Here is a 16,663-nt window from a genome sequence, read left to right on the forward strand (position 1 = left end):
CGTAGTCCGCGATGCAGGCAGCGACGCCCTGGGTGACCCTTCTCAGGGAGTAATCCGTTCTGAGGGGCATTGCAGATCCCTTCGCTCGGGTTGGTCTAGTCTCCAGCCATGCCGCCGTGGAGGTGTGCCGTGCCGATGCTTGAAGGTAGAGGTCAAGCAGCCTCCATCGCCGGGGTCGGACTTCGACCGATGCACGGACAGGCCTTCATCGCCTCTCCGACCCGAACGATGCGGCCGCCCGGGCGCAGCACCTCATGACCAGCGGGGTGTTGCGCGGCCACAGGCACGGGGAGGCCTGTGGCCGGTCGCTCGCAGGTTGCGGACCAGGGAGCGATAAGCAGCAACCTAACCCAACCTTATGCATAAGGCAACACCTAGAGGCACCAGCAGGCGTCCTTATGCTTGCGACCGCACTTCGACCCATGGTCCACTGGACGCGCGGACCAGGGAGAAGACGTGGCGAAGTCCAAAACACAGTCGCTCATCGACGACATCAGCACTCAGATCGCATCCGGCCGGCTCAAACCAGGTGACCGACTGCCCAGCACGGCTGAGCTCCGAGAACAGTACGGCGTATCGATCACCGTCGTACGCAACGCTGTCCAATGGCTCAAAGCAAAGGGACTCGTCGAGGGCCTGTCCGGCGTCGGTGTCTTCGTCGTCGAACACGGTGAACCGCCGTCCAGCTGAATACGCCTCATCCCCCGCGGGTGTCCTCCGGAACGACTTTAGAATTGCCGGACGGAGGTTCATCCAAATGGACGTCGACATGTGGCACCTTGGGCTGCGAGTGCGCCAGGCCCGCGAGGCGGCCGGCGTTTCGCAAGATGCGGCACGCAACGCGATAGGCATCTCTCAGCGGGCCTACTCCCGGATCGAGAACGGCGACCGCGTAATGAAGGGTGACGAGCTGATCCAGCTTGCGGACTGCTTCGGTGTCCGCGCCGCTGCGATCGTCGGGCAACCGGAGGTCCGGGAGCGCGCCCGGTTCGCAGTTCGCACCGACGGTGACAACTCGCCGATGACCGCGATGCGCGAACGCCTCTACGCCTACCTGGAGCTGGACGCCTACCTGACCAGCCAGGGCATCACGGGAAGCAAGAGGTGAGCACCAACGAGTCGTGGTGACAGTAAACGGGCGAGATGTGGAACTCGACCTGACCGCCGCTTTCGCCCGCTGACGGTTCGCTCATCAGAAACCTGCGTATCCGGTCCTGTCATCCATCCGGACGCACAGGCCGCGCGGAACCGTTCGTCGTCAGAGGCACGGTCCGCCCCCGGACTGAGTTGCGTCCCGCACCGTGACCGCCTCGCGGATACCCAGCTCGCGGGCAAGGCACCCCAGGAAAACCGGAAATGGCCGGGCATCAGCCCGGCCATCACGCGGAGAACGACTACTTAACCTTTTTGCCGTCCGGGCCGACCGCGAACCAGGTGCCGCCCACGCCCTGGCCCTTCAGGTCGCCGGGCAGCTTGTCCTTGGCGAACCGGTAGATCGGCCAGCCGCCCACGGTGATCTGCACGTTGCCGTCCGCCCGGCGGATCGCGCCGACCTTGTCCGGGTCGACGCCGGCCAGGTACACCGCCCCGCCCTCCTCGATCATCACCGGCGGCCACGTCACGGCGCAGTCGTCGTTGCAGTTGGAGGTGGACGGCTTGGCCGAGTCCTTGTCGAAGCGGTAGAGCGCCGCCTGGTTGATGTTGATCAGGTGCGGCTTGTTCAGCGGGGGTGAGGTCACCGCGGCGAGCTGCACCCAGACCGGGGGCTTCTCCTGGATGGCCACCCCGATGACGGTGCCGCCGTCGCCGTTCTTGCCGTTCTGCGCCGCGGTCGAGTCGACGACCTGCAGCGCGCCGTTGCCACCGGCCGGGGGCTCGGTCGCGGCAGCCGAGGTCGGCGCGGCAGCGGAGCTGGCCGCCACGGGCGGCGCCGCAGGAGTCTTCGCGTCGTCGGAGTCGGTGATGCTGATCGTCTTGCCGCAGCCGGACAACAGGATCGCGGCGCAGAGCAGGGCCGCGGCGCCGCGGTGGATGGGGGTCGAAGCCATACCGCACACACGAGACCGGTGCCCCGGATGGTTCACCCGCGTTTTGAACCATCGCGGCGGGCCGTCTCGTGTGTGAGCCAGGCAATCGAGCGGAGGGGACCGGATGGCCGACGACGTCAACATTCCTGGCACCGAGTTGAAGGAGGCGCAGGACATGCTCACCTTCGTCCACGACTTCATCGACATCGGGAACCACACGTTCGACTTCGACGCGGCCTTCGGCAGAGGCCAGCTGCGCGGCGCGGCCCAGCACTTCGAGGACCGGTGGAACGACGGCCGGTTCCAGCTGAAGCGCCAGATCGTCGGCGTGCGCGACGCGATCGGCAGCATCCTCGACGCGTTCGAGAAGACCGACCAGGACGCCGCGAAGAACCTCGACGAAGGACAAGGGTGACTGCGATGACGACGCCGACGACCGCGCGGCGGTTCCTGCTGGACGTCCCGGACCTGTGGGATCAGGTCGACCTCAGCGGTGAGGAGCTGGCGAAGGTACGCGCGCAGGCGCTCGCCACCACCAACGATCCGCGCGAGCGGATGCAGATCAACGACATGTTCCGGCAGGCCCGGGAGATCAGCCGGGCCGCTCGGCGCCAGGGCGCGCTGCTCGCCGCGGGCACGGCAACGGTGTACGACGAGGGTCTGTTCATGGCCTACGGCATGGTCTTCGCGGTCACCACCCCACCGGGCCAGGAGCTGACACTGCCGGTGCTCTCCGCGCAGGCCGGGGTGTCGACGGCGACCGGCACCGCGCCCCGCGACCGGATCATCTCGTCGGTGCGGCTGCCGCACGTCGGCCCGGTCGCCCGGGTCACCGGCACCGAGACCACCCGGCTGACCGGCGACATCGACGTGAAGCTGCTGACCATGCACACGATGATCCCGGTGCCCGGCCGCGCCGAGGACTTCCTGGTGGTCACCCTGGCCAGCCCGAGCCTGCCGCTGAAGAACGAGGTCTACGACCTCTTCGACGCGATCACCAGCACGTTCCGCTTCGTCTGACCCGCGAAGCGGCCGGCGAACCGCGAAGGGCTGGCGCCCAGGGGTGCCTCAAGACACGTGAGGCACCCCTGACAGCCAGCCGAAAACCGAGAGCTGGCGCTCAGGGGTGCCTCAAGACACGTGAGGCACCCCTGACGACCAGCCACCCACCGCGACCGCCCGGCGAACCGCGAAAGGCTGGCGCTCAGGGGTGTCTCAACAACCTCGAGACACCCCTGGGCACCAGCCGGGGACTGTCAGCTGGACGACGGGACCTGGACCGTCACCAGGCTGCCGTCGCCCAGGTGCAGCAGGCCACGGCCCGGCTGCGGCGCCCGCCCCACGTTCCCCCGGGACAGCTTCACGCCGATGATCTCGCCGTCGCTCAACCCCTGCGGCGAGAGCAGCATCCCGGTCCGGTTCCGCTTGACCTGGCCCATCCAGCCGGCCAGCGACAGCGCCAGCGACTCCGCGTTACCGGCCGCGATCAGGCCCCACCCGCTGCCCTGCGCGCCACGCGCGAACGCCGCCAGATCCGAGTCGATCTCCGAGCCCATCAGCAGCTCCGCGTCGTCGACCAGGATCACCGCGGTCGGCTCCGGGATGTTGCCCAGCACGGCGCGGAACTCACCGACGGACACCTCCGGGTCGGTGATCACCGCGGCGACACCGGAGCGACCCTCCAGGGACCGCAGCGGTGAGCGCCGGGGCGCCAGCACGACCAGGCCGGCACCCGCGGTGAGCAGGGATTCCGCGATGGTCAGCAGTGCGGTGCTCCGGCCGGTGCGCGGCGGCCCGCCGATCACGAAGCTGGGCACCTCGGTCAGGTCCGGTCCCAGCGCGGTCAGCGTGTCACCCCCGACCGCCACGAGCGGGCGCATCGGCCCACCGCTCAGGTGCAGATCAACCGCTTCATCGTACGAAATGGTGTCTGGCAGAACGTCCAACCGTCGCGCCCGTCGTGCAGCCGGGACCGCCGCTTCCCGCTTGCCCAGTTCCTCGGCGAGGGTCAGCAGCACCTGGGCCTGCGCGGCGCCGGACAGGTCGGTGTCGAGCACCGCGATCTGGGCCTCGCTGAGGTCCGCGGTGCGCATGGCCCGGCCCGGTTCCGGGTCGACCGGCGCCGATTTGGTCGGCACGCCGACGGTCGAGTAGTCCTGCCGGTCGTTGAGCCGCAGCACCAGCTTGTCCTCGGTGGTGCCGGAGTAGCGGCCGCTGCCCAGCACCTTGTCCCCGGCGAGCACCAGGTGGATGCCGACGCCCGCGCCGTCGCGCAGCAGCCGCACCATCCGCTCCAGGTAACTGCCGTTGTCGTAGTTGACGAACTCCCGGTCGAACACCTCGAACCGGTCGACCATCAGCACGATGTGCGGCAGCCGCTCCCCCGGCGCCTGGGCGCGGCGCAGCTCGGTGAGGTCGGCGGCCCCGGACGCGCCGAGCACCGCCTGCCGCGCGGTGAGTTCGGCGTTGAGCCGGTCCAGCATCCGGCCGAGGCGCTCGATCTGGTTGCGGTCCATGATCGCGCCGGTGTGCGGCAGCCCGGCGAGCACGTTCAGCGCGCCGTTGCCGCAGTCCAGGCCGTAGAGGTGCAGGTCGTCGGCGCCGTGCGCGGTGGCCAGGGCGGCCGCCAGGGTGCGCAGCGTCTGTGAGCGCCCGCTGCGCGGCGAGCCGATGATGTGCAGGTGGCCGGTGCGGTCGATGTCGAACGTCAGCGGCACCCGGCTCTGCCGGGCCGGCAGGTCGACGACACCGAACTCGACCGGGGGCAGCGCGGCCGCCCGGGTCCCGGCCGGTTCCGGTGCTGCCGGGCGGGTCCAGGCGAGCTGCCCGGGCAGCGCCGGCAGCCACGGGCTGGGCTGCTGCGGGATGCCGGCCTCGCGGGCCGCTTCGGCGATCGTGGCGACCAGGACGGCCAGGTCGGTGACCGCCTGCTGCGTGCCGGACTGCCCGCCACCCCGCGAGACGACCGGCAGCGGGCCGCCGAGGTCCTTCCAGGTGACGACGGACGCCCGTACCGGAATGGGGGTGTTCTCCTCCTGGACCTGGCCGCCGGGGCGGCGTCCGCCGACCCGGGCCGACTGGAACGGCAGCAGCACCGACGGGCCGAGCCGGGCGAACGCGCGGCCCGGGTTGGCCGAGGAGATCTCCCCGGAGTCGGGCGCGTCGATGATGTCGCGGCTCTCCGAGGTGTCCGTGGTGCGCAGCGCGATCCGCAGGTTGGTGTTGGCCCGGATGTCCGGGGTCACCGACCCGCCGGGCCGCTGGGTCGCCAGGACCATGTGGATGCCGAGCGACCGGCCCCGCTGGGCGATGTTGACCAGGCCGGAGATGAAGTCGGGCAGTTCCCGGACCATCGAGGCGAACTCGTCGACGACCAGCAGCAGCCGTGGCAGGGCCGGCAGCACGTTGCCGCCGCGGGAGCGCTTGTCCAGGTAGTCGACGATGTCCTTGGCCGACGCCGAGGCCAGCAGGGTCTCCCGGCGGCGCAGCTCGGCGCCGAGCGACACCAGCGCCCGTTCGACCAGGTGGGTGTCGAGGTCGGTGACCAGGCCGACGGTGTGCGGCAGGTCGGCGCACTCGGCGAACGCGCTGCCGCCCTTGTAGTCGACCAGCACGAACGTCATCTCGTCCGGCCGGTTCACCACCGCGAGGGTGGCGACCAGGGTCTGCAGCAGCTCCGACTTGCCGGAGCCGGTGGTGCCGGCGATCAGCGCGTGCGGCCCGTCACGGACCAGGTCGATCGCGAACGGTCCGTCGTATCCGGCACCCAGCGTCGCGGTGGTGCTGCGCCCGCCCAGCGCCCAGCCGGCGGTCAGCGCGCCGGGGGTCGGCGGTTCGATGCCGAGCAGGTCGAGCAGCCGGACGCTGCCGGGCAGCGCGCTCTCGTCGCTGTCGCCCACGCCGCGCAGCGGGGCGAGTGCCCGGCCGAACGGCTCGAACCAGGCCTCGTCGGGCGCGTCGGTGCGGACCCCGGTGAGCGGCGCGGCGCCGCCGGTGCGGACCTTCGAGGTGTTGCGCGCGCCGAACTCGGTGACCGCGATCGCGCCGCACTCCTCGGGCAGCACCCGCTCCTCGGTGTCGATGCAGATCACGTAGACGCCGACGGCCGGCCCGTCGCGCAGCAGGCCGACCACGCCGGGCAGCGACCGGGCGCGGCGGGCCTGTTCCAGCACGACCAGGATGTCGGGCTGTCCGTTGACCCCGCCGCGGATCAGTTCCTTGCCGGCCGCGGTGCGCGCGGTGACGATCTGGCCGAGCTCGCCGACCCGCCGGGCCAGCGAGTCGGCGGTGCTGCCGACCAGCGAGTACGCGTCCTCGGCGGTGGCCCGCGCGTGCGGCAGCCACCGGGTCCACGCCCAGTTCTGCTCGCCGTCCGGGCCGGCCAGCACCACGGTGCGCAGGTCGGTGGGGCTGTGCAGGGCGGCCGCCTGGGCGACCAGCCAGCGGGCCAGGTCGGTGGCTTCCGGGCCGGCGATGCCGACCACGCCGGCCTGGCGTACCGCGATCGCGACCGGGGCCTCGAACAGCGACGGGACCGACGTGCGCCGGTTCTCGTCCTTGGTCGGGTCCTCCACGCTCAGCGAGGACGGCAGGTCGGTGGTGCCGACGCGTACCGACAGGAAGTCCGGGTCCTGCCAGCGGCGTTCCCAGAGCCGTTCGGACGGCTGGCTCGCCATCTGCAGCAGCGAGGCCGGGTCGGGCAGCGCCAGGCGCAGGTCGAGCTGTTCGGCGCGCAGCGCCTCGTCGACGTCGGCACGTACGGTGGCGAGTTTGACCTGGTAGGCCTGCTCGTCGTCGAGGTACTTCTGCAGGGTCTGCTTGCGGCCGCCGAACTGCGCGATGATCGCCGCGAGCGGGGAGAGCAGCGCGATGAAGACGAACGACCACTTCCCGGTGGCCACGATCGACACGATCGCGCCGGCCACCGGTACGAGCAGGATCGGCAGCAGCGGGATCGGCCGCTTGTCCGGCTTGATCGGCGGGGTGGGCAGCCGGAACTTCCCGCCGGCCGCGGACGGCAGGAACCGTGGCGGCCGGTTGAACTCCAGCCCGAAGCCGTCGGCGGCGAGCGTCAGCGGGGCCCGGTGCGACTGCCGGGAGGTCAACTCGAGCAGGATCGCGCCGACCGTGACCAGGTTGCCCTCGCGCCACGGCGTGCCGGCCGGCACCTCGCGGCCGTCGAGCAGCGCGTGGTCGGCGGTGACCAGGTCGGCGGTGCCGTCCAGGCGGACCCGGACCCGGGCGGCGTGCGCCGGGGTGGTCCCGTCCTCGGAGGCCAGGCGGATCCGGCAGTCGTCGGCGCTGCCGAGGTCGTAGTCACCCGGCGTGAGCCGGTAGATGGTGCCGGCGCCCGGCCCGGAGACCACCCGGATCTCGGTGCGCCCCTCGGCCTCGGGCTCCGCGGGCAGCGGGGCACCGAGTCCGAGGTCCACGCCGTCCCGCACCCCGGCCGCGTGCAGCGTCGCCGACGGATCCACCGGCGTCGCACCGAGATAGAGCACCGGCTCGGGGCAGGCGCCGCCGACCGCGCGGGCCAGCTCGGCCGCGAGGTCGCCGGCCGTCGCGGACGACTCGGTGTCCACGACGACGGTGGTCGAGCCCCCCTCGACCAGTGGATCTCGGACACTCACGTTCAATCGCACAGCTTGTCGGCTTTCGTGTCGGAGCGGGATGGGGACGGCGTGACGTGGATCAGCTCAGGTTCGAGCCGAGCTGGTCGTCGGTCTGCGAGAACGCGTCACCGACGGCCTTGACGTACTGGCCGATGCCCTGCAGGCCCTGGTTCACCTGGTCGAAGCCCTTGGCGAACTCGTCGAAGAAGGGCGAGAACTTCTGCTGCGCGGCCGGCGTGGAGTAGCCGTTCGCCAGCAGGGCGGAGATCTTGCCCTTGACCTCGGTCAGCTTGTCCTGCAGCTGGCTGAAGTCGTTGAGCAGCGCCTGCGAGGTCGAGGCGGTCTCGTCCGAGTTGACCCGGTAGTCGGGCATGATGCTCTCCTTGCGGTTGGACAGCCATCCACGGTGGACGGCCTGGGAAGGTCGGAAGTTCAGCTGACCGTGACGGGGACGAACGGGAGGTTGAGCTTCACCGCGGCGGCGAGGCGGTGGTTGCCCTGGTCGAGCGCGAGGCTGCCCTCCTTGAGCTGGACCGGCGGCAGCGCGGCACCCTCACGGAAGCCCTTGACGATCGAGTCGACGCGGCTGTCCACGAACTCGGCGCGGAAGAAGCCCTTGTCGCTCAGCGGCGGGAATTGACCGGTCGGCACGAGCACGACGTCGCCCTTCTTCAGGCCACGCAGGTCACCGATGCCGCCGACCTTGGGGATGTCCTTGCCTTCCAGGCCGTCGACCAGGAAGTGGTCCTTCGGCAGCTCGCCCTGGAACTTGGTGAAGTCGGCCCTCGGCCCGTCGAAGTCGAGCTTGTCGTCGATCACCTTGCGGAACTTGTTCTCGTCGTCGAGGAAGACCTGTTCGCCGGTGCGCTTCACCTTGAAGATCGCCGGGTCGAACTCGTCCGTCTTGTGCAGGACGAACGTCTCGTCGGGGAAGTCGTTGTTCTTGAACTCCAGCGAGTCGCCGTCGCGCTTGAACTTGAACCGGTCGATGCCGATGTTCGTCGGGTCGGGCGGGTCGATCCGCACCGGCGACGCCGGAGGGGTGTCGAAACCGCGCGATCGTGTTCCTCCTGCGGGCGGCGCGGTCTTGACCGGGATGCCGCCACCCTCCGCGGTGATCTTCTTGCGGCCCGCGGCGGCGCCGACCACCGCGCCACCCGCGCCGACCGCGACGATCTTCCCGGCGTCCAGCCCTTCGCCGTTGAGCACCTGGGTCGCCGTCTCGTCGGTCGCCTTGTCGGCGGCGCCCTTGCCGGCCTCCTTGACGATCCGCCCGGTGTTGCTGTTGACCAGCGGCCCGATCGTCTTGCTGGAGTTGATCGACGTCTTGATCGTCCCGAGGCTCGCCTTCACGGTCTTGGCGAAGTTCGGCACCACCTTGGCGGCCAGGCCCGCGCCGGCCTTGACCCCGGCGCCGACCACCTTGAGCACCGACCCGCCCGGCACCAGGCTGATCAGCCCGACCAGGAAGTCGCCGAGTTTGAACTTGCCGCTGGATATCGCGGCTATCTGGGTGATCGCGAACAGCGTCGCCCCGAGCAGGAACCCGACCACCGGGAAGAACACCGCGACCGCGGCGATCAGGATGCCCAGCAGGATCTGGACGAACGGGAAGTCCTCGAAGAAGTCCGCGATCTTCTGGAAGATGTTGCGTTCCGGGATCGCCTCGCTGGCCGCCCGGTCCAGGGCGTCGGCGCAGGTCCGCTCGGCCGACTCGCGCATGCTCCGGGCCTGCTCGGCCAGACCGCGCGCGGCCGACATCTGACCCTTGGCGGCGTCGATGTCGTTCTGCGCCCGGGTCGCGGCGGCCCGGTCGGCCGGGGTCGCCTCCGGTGCCAGCGGCGGCACGGTCTGACCGGCCTGCGGCGACGCGCTGCGGGCCTGCTCGACCGCCCGGTCGAAGGTCTGCTGAGCCTGAAGCAACCGCGGCATGTAGGCCCGGTACGCGTCGGCCGCGTCCTGATAGGACCGCTGCGTCTTGGCGAGTTTGTCCGGCAGGTCGTCGCCGACCTTCTCGCGCAGCTTGTCCATCGCCGACCCTCGCCCGGCCGCGATCGAGCCGTCCTTCTTCAGGACGTTCAGGGCCCGTTCCGCCGCGTCGGCGATGTCGGCATACCGCTGGACCACGCCCTGGATCTGGTCCGGATCACCGGGTGCCGGGTCCGAACTCATGCCCACCAGGTCGAAATCCGCGGGGGTAGCGTGCTGCCGCGCCATCCTCCACCTCTCGCCGTGCTCGTCGTCGGGGGACACACGGGACGCCTGCTCCGGATGGTTCGAACTTTTTTCGTCGAACCCTTCGGCCGTCCGGCCCCGTGTAGTTGTCGCTTACCGAGAGGGGTGTCATGTCTTCGCTTCTGCGGACCGTCCTGGTCCTGGTGATGGCGGGCTGGGTGGCGGTCGTCGGCGCGGGTCCGGCCGCCGCCGACGAGGGTGATCTGGTCAAGGTGTTCGTGGTGACGGACGCGAGCCAGACGCTGCCGGCGATCGCGGCCGGCACTCTCGGCGACCAGCGCCGGGCCGGCGAGATCTTCGAGCTGAACCGGGGCCGTCCGCAGCCCGACGGCGCGGCGCTGGCCACCGCGGACGAGCCGCTGCGCCCGGGCTGGATCCTGCGCCTGCCGCAGGACGCCTCCGGACCGGACGTGAAGCAGGCCCGCGAGACCGCCGGCCAACCCCAAAATCACGATCCAAATCAAGATCAGGCTTCCGGTACGACGGTGAGCTTCTCCCTGGCAGCCGCCCTCGCGATCGTGGCCGCACTGCTGCTCGCCCTGATCACGGCCGCGATCCTGAGCCGGCGTCAGGTCGCCGCCGGTGTCCGCCGGATCGTGCACGCGGTCCGCGAACCCGGTCGTCGCCGTCGCCGGTTGGCCGCCCGCCGGGTGCTGGCCGAACGGTTCGCCGCCGACGGCGAGTCGGTGCGCCGCGCCTACGACACGGCCGGCGAGGCGGCGGCCGCCGCGCCCGGCCAGGAGGGGCTGGTGCACGCGATCCAGCTCGACCAGGGCGGCGCCTCGGTGTGGCTGACCGCGGCCGACGAGCTGACCACCCCGTGGCAGCAGGCGGACAGCACGCGCTGGCACCGGACGGCCGACAACTCCTGGCGCGGTGCCGGACTGCCCGAGCTGTCGACCGCGTGCCTGGTCCGGGCGGGTGCGGACGCCGCCGGTGAGGCGGTCTTCGTCGACCTGAGCCGGCTCGACGGCGTGCTCAGCGTGACCGGTGACCAGCGGGTCGCGCGCGACGTGGTGCAGAACGTGCTCGGCGAGGTCGCCCGGTTGCGCCCCGGCACCCCGGTGATGGTGTTCCCGTCCACGGACGGGACCGCACCCCTGGTGGTGCCGGCCGGTCTTGAGGTCGTACCCCTGAAGGAAACGCCGATGACGCGGACCGTGACCGACAAGCATGGTCCGTTGCGAGGCGTAGCCGAGCGCGGGCCGGTGGGCGGGCTGATCGTGGTCGCCGGGACCCCGGACGCGCGGCAGATCGGCGCCCTGACCGCGTTGTGCGGCAGCCGGGGCGCCGGATGGACCGGCCTGGTCTGCGGTGATGCCGGGACGAGCGCGCACTGGCGGTGGCACGCCGCGGCGGACGGGACCGTGGAGATCCCGGTGCTCGGGGTCGAGCTGACCGTTCCGGCCCTCAGCGTTCCGGCCTGATCCGGGACTTGCGCAGGACGTTGAGCGCGTAATGCTGGCGGGATTTGATCGTGCCGACCGGTACGCCCAGGATGCGCGAGGTCTCCAGCGCCGTGCGCCCGGCCATCGTGGTGTGCAGCAGGACCGTCTGGTGCTCGGTGGAGAGCCGGGACAGCAGCGCGGTCACCTCGGCGGTGGCGACCACGGCGTCGGCGTGGTCCGGCTCGGCGCGGTCCCGGTCCTGGCCGGCCAGGCTCTCGTGCCGGTTCGCGGCGCTGCGCAGCCAGTCGATCGCCAGGTTGCGGGCCACGGTGAGCAGCCAGCCGCGCACCGAGCCCTCGGTGGTGAACAGGCGCTCGGTGTGCCGCCAGGCCCGGATCAGCGTCTCCTGCACGATGTCCTCGGCCAGGTGGTGGTCGCTGACCAGGGTCCGGACGTAGCTGAGCACGGGCGCCGCGTGCTCGGCGACGAGGTCGTCCAGCTGCTGCTGCCGCGGGTCGGTGATGGTGGCCATGGTGGCGGGGTCCCTGTCTCGAGGCGTCGGTCGGGCGCGACCGTAGGCAGCAGGGACTTACCGATTTCTGACCGTGCTCTGACCGTGCGGTGTTTCGGCAGGTCCAGGGGTTCTTCCGGCAACCGGCCGTCGGCGCCCCGCCAGGGTTCCGCGAAACGGTCTAAGCGACCGCGCGCACCACTCGGCGGCGCAGCCTGTCGCGGATCCCGGCGGCGTCGGGATGGCTGAGCTCGTCGAGGATCACCAGCGCCTCGCGCCAGTACCCCTCGGCCCGCGCCGGGCGGCCGGCGCCCTCGTGCGCGTCGCCCATGTGCACGAGCGTGTCCGCCTGGAGGTAGCGGTCGTGCACCAGGCGATAGAGCCGCAGCGCGTGACCGAAGGAGATCAGAGCTTTGTCGTACGCCCCGAGGTGGTGCTCGGCGTACCCGACGCTGTCCCAGGCCGCGCCCTCGCCGTTGCGGTCGCCGATCGCCCGGTGCGCCTCGATCGCCCGATGACACTCGGCGAGGGCCTTCGGGTAGTCGCCGAGCAGGATGTAGGTCCAGCCGGTCTCGTTGAACACGTGCGCCAGCCCGGACTGCCAGCCGGTCGCCCGGTAGAGCTCGGCCGCCGCCCGGTAGTGCTCCAGCGCCGCGGCGTACTGCTCACGCTGGTTGAGCAGGAACGCGAGCAGCCGGTGGGCACGGGCCTCGCCGTTGCCGTCACCGAGCTCGGCGAACAGTTCCACCGCGTGCCGCAGGTGCCGGTCCGCCTCGGGCCACCGGCGCAGGCGTCCCTCGACGAAACCCAGCGACCGTTCGGTGCAGGCCAGGGCGTACCGGTCGACCAGGGCCAGCGCGGAGGCCCGGGCGGCCGACTGGATCTCCCACTGCACCAGCCACGAGCCGGTGCGGTCCAGGTACATCTCCAGGGCGACGGCGAGCTGCCAGGCGTAGCCGTCGCCGGCCATCGCGTTCTGCTTGATCGCGGCGAGCAGGACCGGACGCTCGGTGCCGAACCAGGCGGCCGCCTCGCCACCGTCACGGAACTCGATCACCACGGTGCCCTCGGCCGGCGCGTCCAGCGGGAGCTGCTCCCGGCCGGGGAACAGCATGGCGCCCGCGGCGACGGCGGCGTGCAGGTAGTGGTCGAGCATCCGCCGGCGGGCGTCCCCGGAGCCGTCGGTCGTGTCCTCGACTTCCCGGGCATACGCGCGCAGCAGGTCGTGGCATCCGTACCGGCCGGGCTCGGGCTCGGCGATCAGGTTCGCCCGCAACAGTTCGGCGAGGGGCTGACGGACCTTGCCGATCGGCGTCCCGGCCAGGCTCGCCGCGGCCGCCGTCGTGCACTCCGGCCCCGGATGCAGGGCGATCAGCCGGAACATCCGGGCCGCCGCCGGGCTCAGGACCTGATAGGACCAATCAAAAACCGATCGTACGCCGGAGCGCTCCGACTCCCCCTCGAACGCGTCGAGGCTCCCGTGCGACTCGCGCAGTTCACCGGCGATCGCGGCGAGCGAGAACCGCGGGTTCATCGCGGCGCGGGCGCACACCATGGCCAGGGTCAGCGGGATCCGGCCGGCCAGCTCGGCGATCTCGGCGGCGGCGGCCGGCTCCCGGGTCACCCGCGGCGTGCCGAGCCGCCGGGAGAGCAGCTCGATGGCATCCGCGGAGGGCAGCCGCTCCAGCGTGATCGCGGTGGCGCCGTGGCCGGTGACCAGGTCGTACAGTTGATGTCTGCTGGTCACGACGGTGAGGCAGCCGGGCGCGCCGGGCAGCAGCGGCCGGACCTGCTCGCTGTCGCGGGCGTTGTCGAGCACGATCAGCACCCGGCGCCCGGCGAGCAGGCTGCGGAAGAGGGCGGTCTGCGCTTCGAGGGTGGCGGGGATGCCGTTGGCCGGGATACCGAGCGCGCCCAGGAACGAGTGCAGCGCGTCGGCCGGGCTGATCATCGCCCGGCTCGGGTGGAACCCGTGCAGGTCGATGTAGAGCTGGCCGTCGGGGAAGTGTTCGGCGATCCGGTGGGCCCAGTGCACGGCGAGCGTGGTCTTGCCCGAGCCACCCATCCCACCGATGGTGACCACGGCGGCGGGTCCCGGCTGGTCACCGGGCTCGGGGAGCAGGTCGAGCTCGTGCCGCCGCCCGGCGAAGACAGCCAGGTCGGCGGGAAGTTGGGCGGGCCGTTTGGCCGCCTCTTGCCCCGTCCCGCGACCGGGTTCCGGGTCTGTCTCCCCGGCTTGTTCCGGTCGCAGCACAAGCTGGTGGGCGGCGCGCAGGTCCGGGCCCGGGTCCAGGCCCAGCTCCTCGGTGAGCAGCCGATGCGTGGTGCGGTAGACCTCCAACGCCTCCGCCTGCCGGCCGGTCGCGGCGAGCACCAGCATCAGCCGGGCCTGCAGCAGCTCGTCCAGCCGGTGCTCGGCGGCCGCCTGGCGGACCACGAGCAGCACCCGCTCGGCCACCTCCGCCCCGGCGGCCGGGGCGTGCTCGGCCGCGGACCGGACCACGGCCAGCCGCTCCGCCTCGACCAGGGTGAACGCCGGGCGCATCCGGACCTCGGCCGGGATGTCCGCGGCGACCGGCCCGCGCCACAACTCCAGCGCGGCCAGCAGCGTCCCGGCGGCCGCCGCAGGCTCACCCTTCTCGGCCACCCGGCGCAGCTCCCGGAACCGCAGCACGTCCACGGCCGCCGGCTCGACGTCCAGGCGGTAGCCGCCCGAGCCCCGGACCAGCACCGACGAGGCGCCCCGGCCGGTCAGCTCGGGCTCGAACAGCCGGCGCAGCGCCCCCACGTAGCGGTGCACCAGATTGTCCGCGGTATCCGGCGGCTCCCCGCCCCAGAGCACCGCGATGATCTCATGCAGTGACAGAGGGTGACCGGCATTGATCAGCAGAATGGCGAGGAGCGCCCGTTGCTTGGGCGGCCCCAACTCCAGTTCGGTGTCGTTCGACCAGGCCCGGACCGGACCCAGCACCGAAAATCGCAGCGCCATCGGTGACCAGAGTAGGGTCGCCAGTCGATACGGGCGAGTAACAAGAAGTGACGGGTACCCGACCATCGGCCTCGGGCGACCCCCACCCGGTGGTCTCGGCCGAGCTCACCGGCACCGCTACGGTTCAGCTCGGCTGCTCCGAACGAGACCGAGAACCGCTTGCACCAGATGCTGACGCTGCGGAAGGCGCCGGGGTCGCCGTCGGCAGCGAGCCGGTAGACCTGGTCGCCGTGGTTGCCCTTGAGTTTGCCCAACTCCACATGTCTGCCGTCGTCGAACACCCGCCACCCGGCGTTTCCGGTGCGCACCCGCTGGTCGGAGAGCCACACCCGCAGGTCCGGGCCGTCACTGGTGTCCAGGCCGACCAGTTCCAGCTGGTGGGAGCCGTCCTCGTTGCGTACCACCCGGGCCGCACCGCTGGTGTCGTGCTCATGAGTGACGAACGAGCCCTGCGCGATCATGGTCGTCGCGGTGACCTCCGCCGGGCCGGGAAGGGTCCCGGCCGGTTGCGGCGCCCTGGACGGGACACTCGCCAGGGTGTCGGTCACGACGGTGTCGGTGAACAACCGCCACGGCTGGAACCAGGAGAACGCGCCTGCGCCGCCGATGCCGAACACCGCGACGACGGCCCAGGCGGCCGGCCTGGTGAAAAAGTCGCTGAATCACCGTTCCAGTCAACGACTGCCGACTCATGGTCACCAGGCTCACGCGGCTTACCGTCTTCTTACGGACGATCGGGAGCCTGCGGTCCGGGAACCGCGATCCCGGCACCATCGCCTCGGAGCCGGATCTGGCGCACGCGGCCGGCTCCGGCAAGATCGCGGTATTCGCGCAGGATCGACGAAGGGGAATCCGTTGCTCAAGGTGGGACTGTCTCGCGCAGCAGTGATTTTCGGCCTGGCGCTGGCCATGGTGGCCGGCGGCCCGGCTGTCGCGGCTCAGGCCGCCTACTACAACACGTACACCGACATCGCCCTGCTGCCGAACGTCAGCTGCTGCACCGGGGTGCAGGGCTTCGCCGCCGGAGCCACCTATCTCTACTCGGTCAAGAACCACACCAATGAGGACGACGTCTCGGTCATCTACCGGACGAACAAGTCCACCGGCACCACCGTGGTGATGACCAACGGCACCGACGACACGTCGACGAACACGTGGCTCGGGCACGGCAACGACATGACGATCGTCGACATCGACGGGGAGCACCACCTGTTCGTCGTGACGATGGCGGCGACCGGCGCGCAGCTGGTGAAGCTGCGTTACGACGGGACCACCTACTACAAGGCCGGTTCGTACCAGATCAGCCTCGACGGGGTGACCAAGTCACCGTCCGGGATCAGCCGGGTCGCGGTCACCAGCACGGCGATCACGTTCATGTTCAAGAGCGGCAGGACGCTCTACAACGGCAGTCTGCCGCTGCGCGCCTCCTCCGGCACCATCGCGCTGACCAAGGCGTTCGACCTGCAGGTCGACGATGCCCTCGTCAACGGCGCCACGGTGCCGGACCTGGGAACTTTCGCCAGCCAGGGCTTCTTCTACGACGCGACCGACAAGGTGCTCTACAACCCGCTGACCAAGGACAACCGCAGCATCGTGCTCGTCTACCGCAACGTGTCACCGGCGACGACCGGGACCGCGCCGGCCGCCACCGACCTCTCGTTCCGCATCACGTCCTCGAAGTACACGGCGTTCGAGATCGAGGGTGTGGGCATCAGCGACGGCACGCTCTACTTCACCACGAACCGCGCGAACGCCGACGGTTCCTACGACGGCGTCCACGCGTTCGAGGGCTACACCGCGGGCTAGATCCAACGCCGTTCAGTTAGGCGGTGTGGGTGGTCGTCAAGGTGTGTCGTAGGCAGGAAACAGCGGAGCTCCTGTATAGAGGGTGGTCACTCTAA

At 70.9% G+C, this 16,663-nt stretch carries 12 protein-coding genes and 1 pseudogene; 6 read left to right on the forward strand and 7 right to left on the reverse strand.

Going from position 1 to position 16,663, the window contains the following annotated elements; translation table 11 throughout:
- The first annotated feature begins 456 nt into the window (after positions 1-456).
- Entirely contained in the window at positions 457-690 is a 234-nt protein-coding gene (locus ADL15_RS09655) for a winged helix-turn-helix domain-containing protein (RefSeq protein WP_157441262.1), read from the forward strand.
- Between the two features lie 67 nt (positions 691-757).
- Positions 758-1,108: a helix-turn-helix domain-containing protein gene (locus ADL15_RS09660; protein WP_067687363.1), complete on the forward strand. Its 351-nt coding sequence runs from the start codon at positions 758-760 to the stop codon at positions 1,106-1,108.
- Positions 1,109-1,394: 286 nt separating this feature from the next.
- Here the strand turns inward: ADL15_RS09660 and ADL15_RS09665 are convergent, their stop codons facing one another.
- A complete protein-coding gene (locus ADL15_RS09665) occupies positions 1,395-2,048 on the reverse strand; it encodes a hypothetical protein (protein WP_067687365.1) in 654 nt (217 codons plus the stop codon).
- A gap of 103 nt (positions 2,049-2,151) precedes the next feature.
- Between ADL15_RS09665 and ADL15_RS09670 the strand changes: the two genes are divergently transcribed.
- A complete protein-coding gene (locus ADL15_RS09670; protein WP_067687368.1) occupies positions 2,152-2,442 on the forward strand; it encodes a hypothetical protein in 291 nt (96 codons plus the stop codon).
- Between the two features lie 5 nt (positions 2,443-2,447).
- Complete coding sequence (locus ADL15_RS09675; RefSeq protein WP_067687370.1) at positions 2,448-3,047, forward strand: hypothetical protein; 600 nt, start codon at positions 2,448-2,450, stop codon at positions 3,045-3,047.
- A 236-nt stretch (positions 3,048-3,283) separates the two neighbouring features.
- On the opposite strand, the gene ADL15_RS09680 is transcribed toward ADL15_RS09675, so the two are convergent.
- The 3 genes from ADL15_RS09680 to ADL15_RS09690 all read right to left on the reverse strand — a co-directional run bounded on the left by ADL15_RS09680 (position 3,284) and on the right by ADL15_RS09690 (position 9,856).
- Positions 3,284-7,657, reverse strand: coding sequence for an FtsK/SpoIIIE domain-containing protein (locus tag ADL15_RS09680; RefSeq protein WP_198170674.1), 4,374 nt, complete (start codon positions 7,655-7,657; stop codon positions 3,284-3,286).
- Between the two features lie 61 nt (positions 7,658-7,718).
- On the reverse strand, positions 7,719-8,012 hold the full coding sequence (locus ADL15_RS09685) for a WXG100 family type VII secretion target (protein ID WP_067687374.1): 294 nt from the start codon (positions 8,010-8,012) through the stop codon (positions 7,719-7,721).
- Between the two features lie 59 nt (positions 8,013-8,071).
- Positions 8,072-9,856 (reverse strand): ParB N-terminal domain-containing protein, encoded by a 1,785-nt coding sequence (locus ADL15_RS09690; RefSeq protein ID WP_067687380.1) that lies wholly within the window; start codon positions 9,854-9,856, stop codon positions 8,072-8,074.
- A 128-nt stretch (positions 9,857-9,984) separates the two neighbouring features.
- Between ADL15_RS09690 and ADL15_RS09695 the strand changes: the two genes are divergently transcribed.
- Positions 9,985-11,301 carry a hypothetical protein gene (locus ADL15_RS09695; RefSeq protein WP_067687382.1) on the forward strand — a complete coding sequence of 439 codons (1,317 nt, stop codon included), beginning with the start codon at positions 9,985-9,987 and terminating at the stop codon, positions 11,299-11,301.
- On the opposite strand, the gene ADL15_RS09700 is transcribed toward ADL15_RS09695, so the two are convergent.
- The 3 genes and pseudogenes from ADL15_RS09700 to ADL15_RS09710 all read right to left on the reverse strand — a co-directional run.
- Positions 11,285-11,794: a sigma-70 family RNA polymerase sigma factor gene (locus tag ADL15_RS09700; protein ID WP_067687384.1), complete on the reverse strand. Its 510-nt coding sequence runs from the start codon at positions 11,792-11,794 to the stop codon at positions 11,285-11,287. The two genes, ADL15_RS09695 and ADL15_RS09700, sit on opposite strands and share 17 nt — an antisense overlap.
- A gap of 160 nt (positions 11,795-11,954) precedes the next feature.
- A complete protein-coding gene (locus ADL15_RS09705; RefSeq protein WP_067687386.1) occupies positions 11,955-14,762 on the reverse strand; it encodes an AfsR/SARP family transcriptional regulator in 2,808 nt (935 codons plus the stop codon).
- Positions 14,763-14,887: 125 nt separating this feature from the next.
- Positions 14,888-15,379 (reverse strand): annotated as a pseudogene (locus ADL15_RS09710) (DM13 domain-containing protein); the annotation flags it as partial.
- A gap of 247 nt (positions 15,380-15,626) precedes the next feature.
- Between ADL15_RS09710 and ADL15_RS09720 the strand changes: the two are divergent.
- On the forward strand, positions 15,627-16,568 hold the full coding sequence (locus ADL15_RS09720) for a hypothetical protein (protein ID WP_232343983.1): 942 nt from the start codon (positions 15,627-15,629) through the stop codon (positions 16,566-16,568).
- Positions 16,569-16,663 lie beyond the last annotated feature (95 nt).

Origin of the sequence: Actinoplanes awajinensis subsp. mycoplanecinus, assembly GCF_001509495.1 — a bacterium.
In the GTDB taxonomy this organism is placed as follows: Bacteria; Actinomycetota; Actinomycetes; order Mycobacteriales; family Micromonosporaceae; genus Actinoplanes; species Actinoplanes palleronii.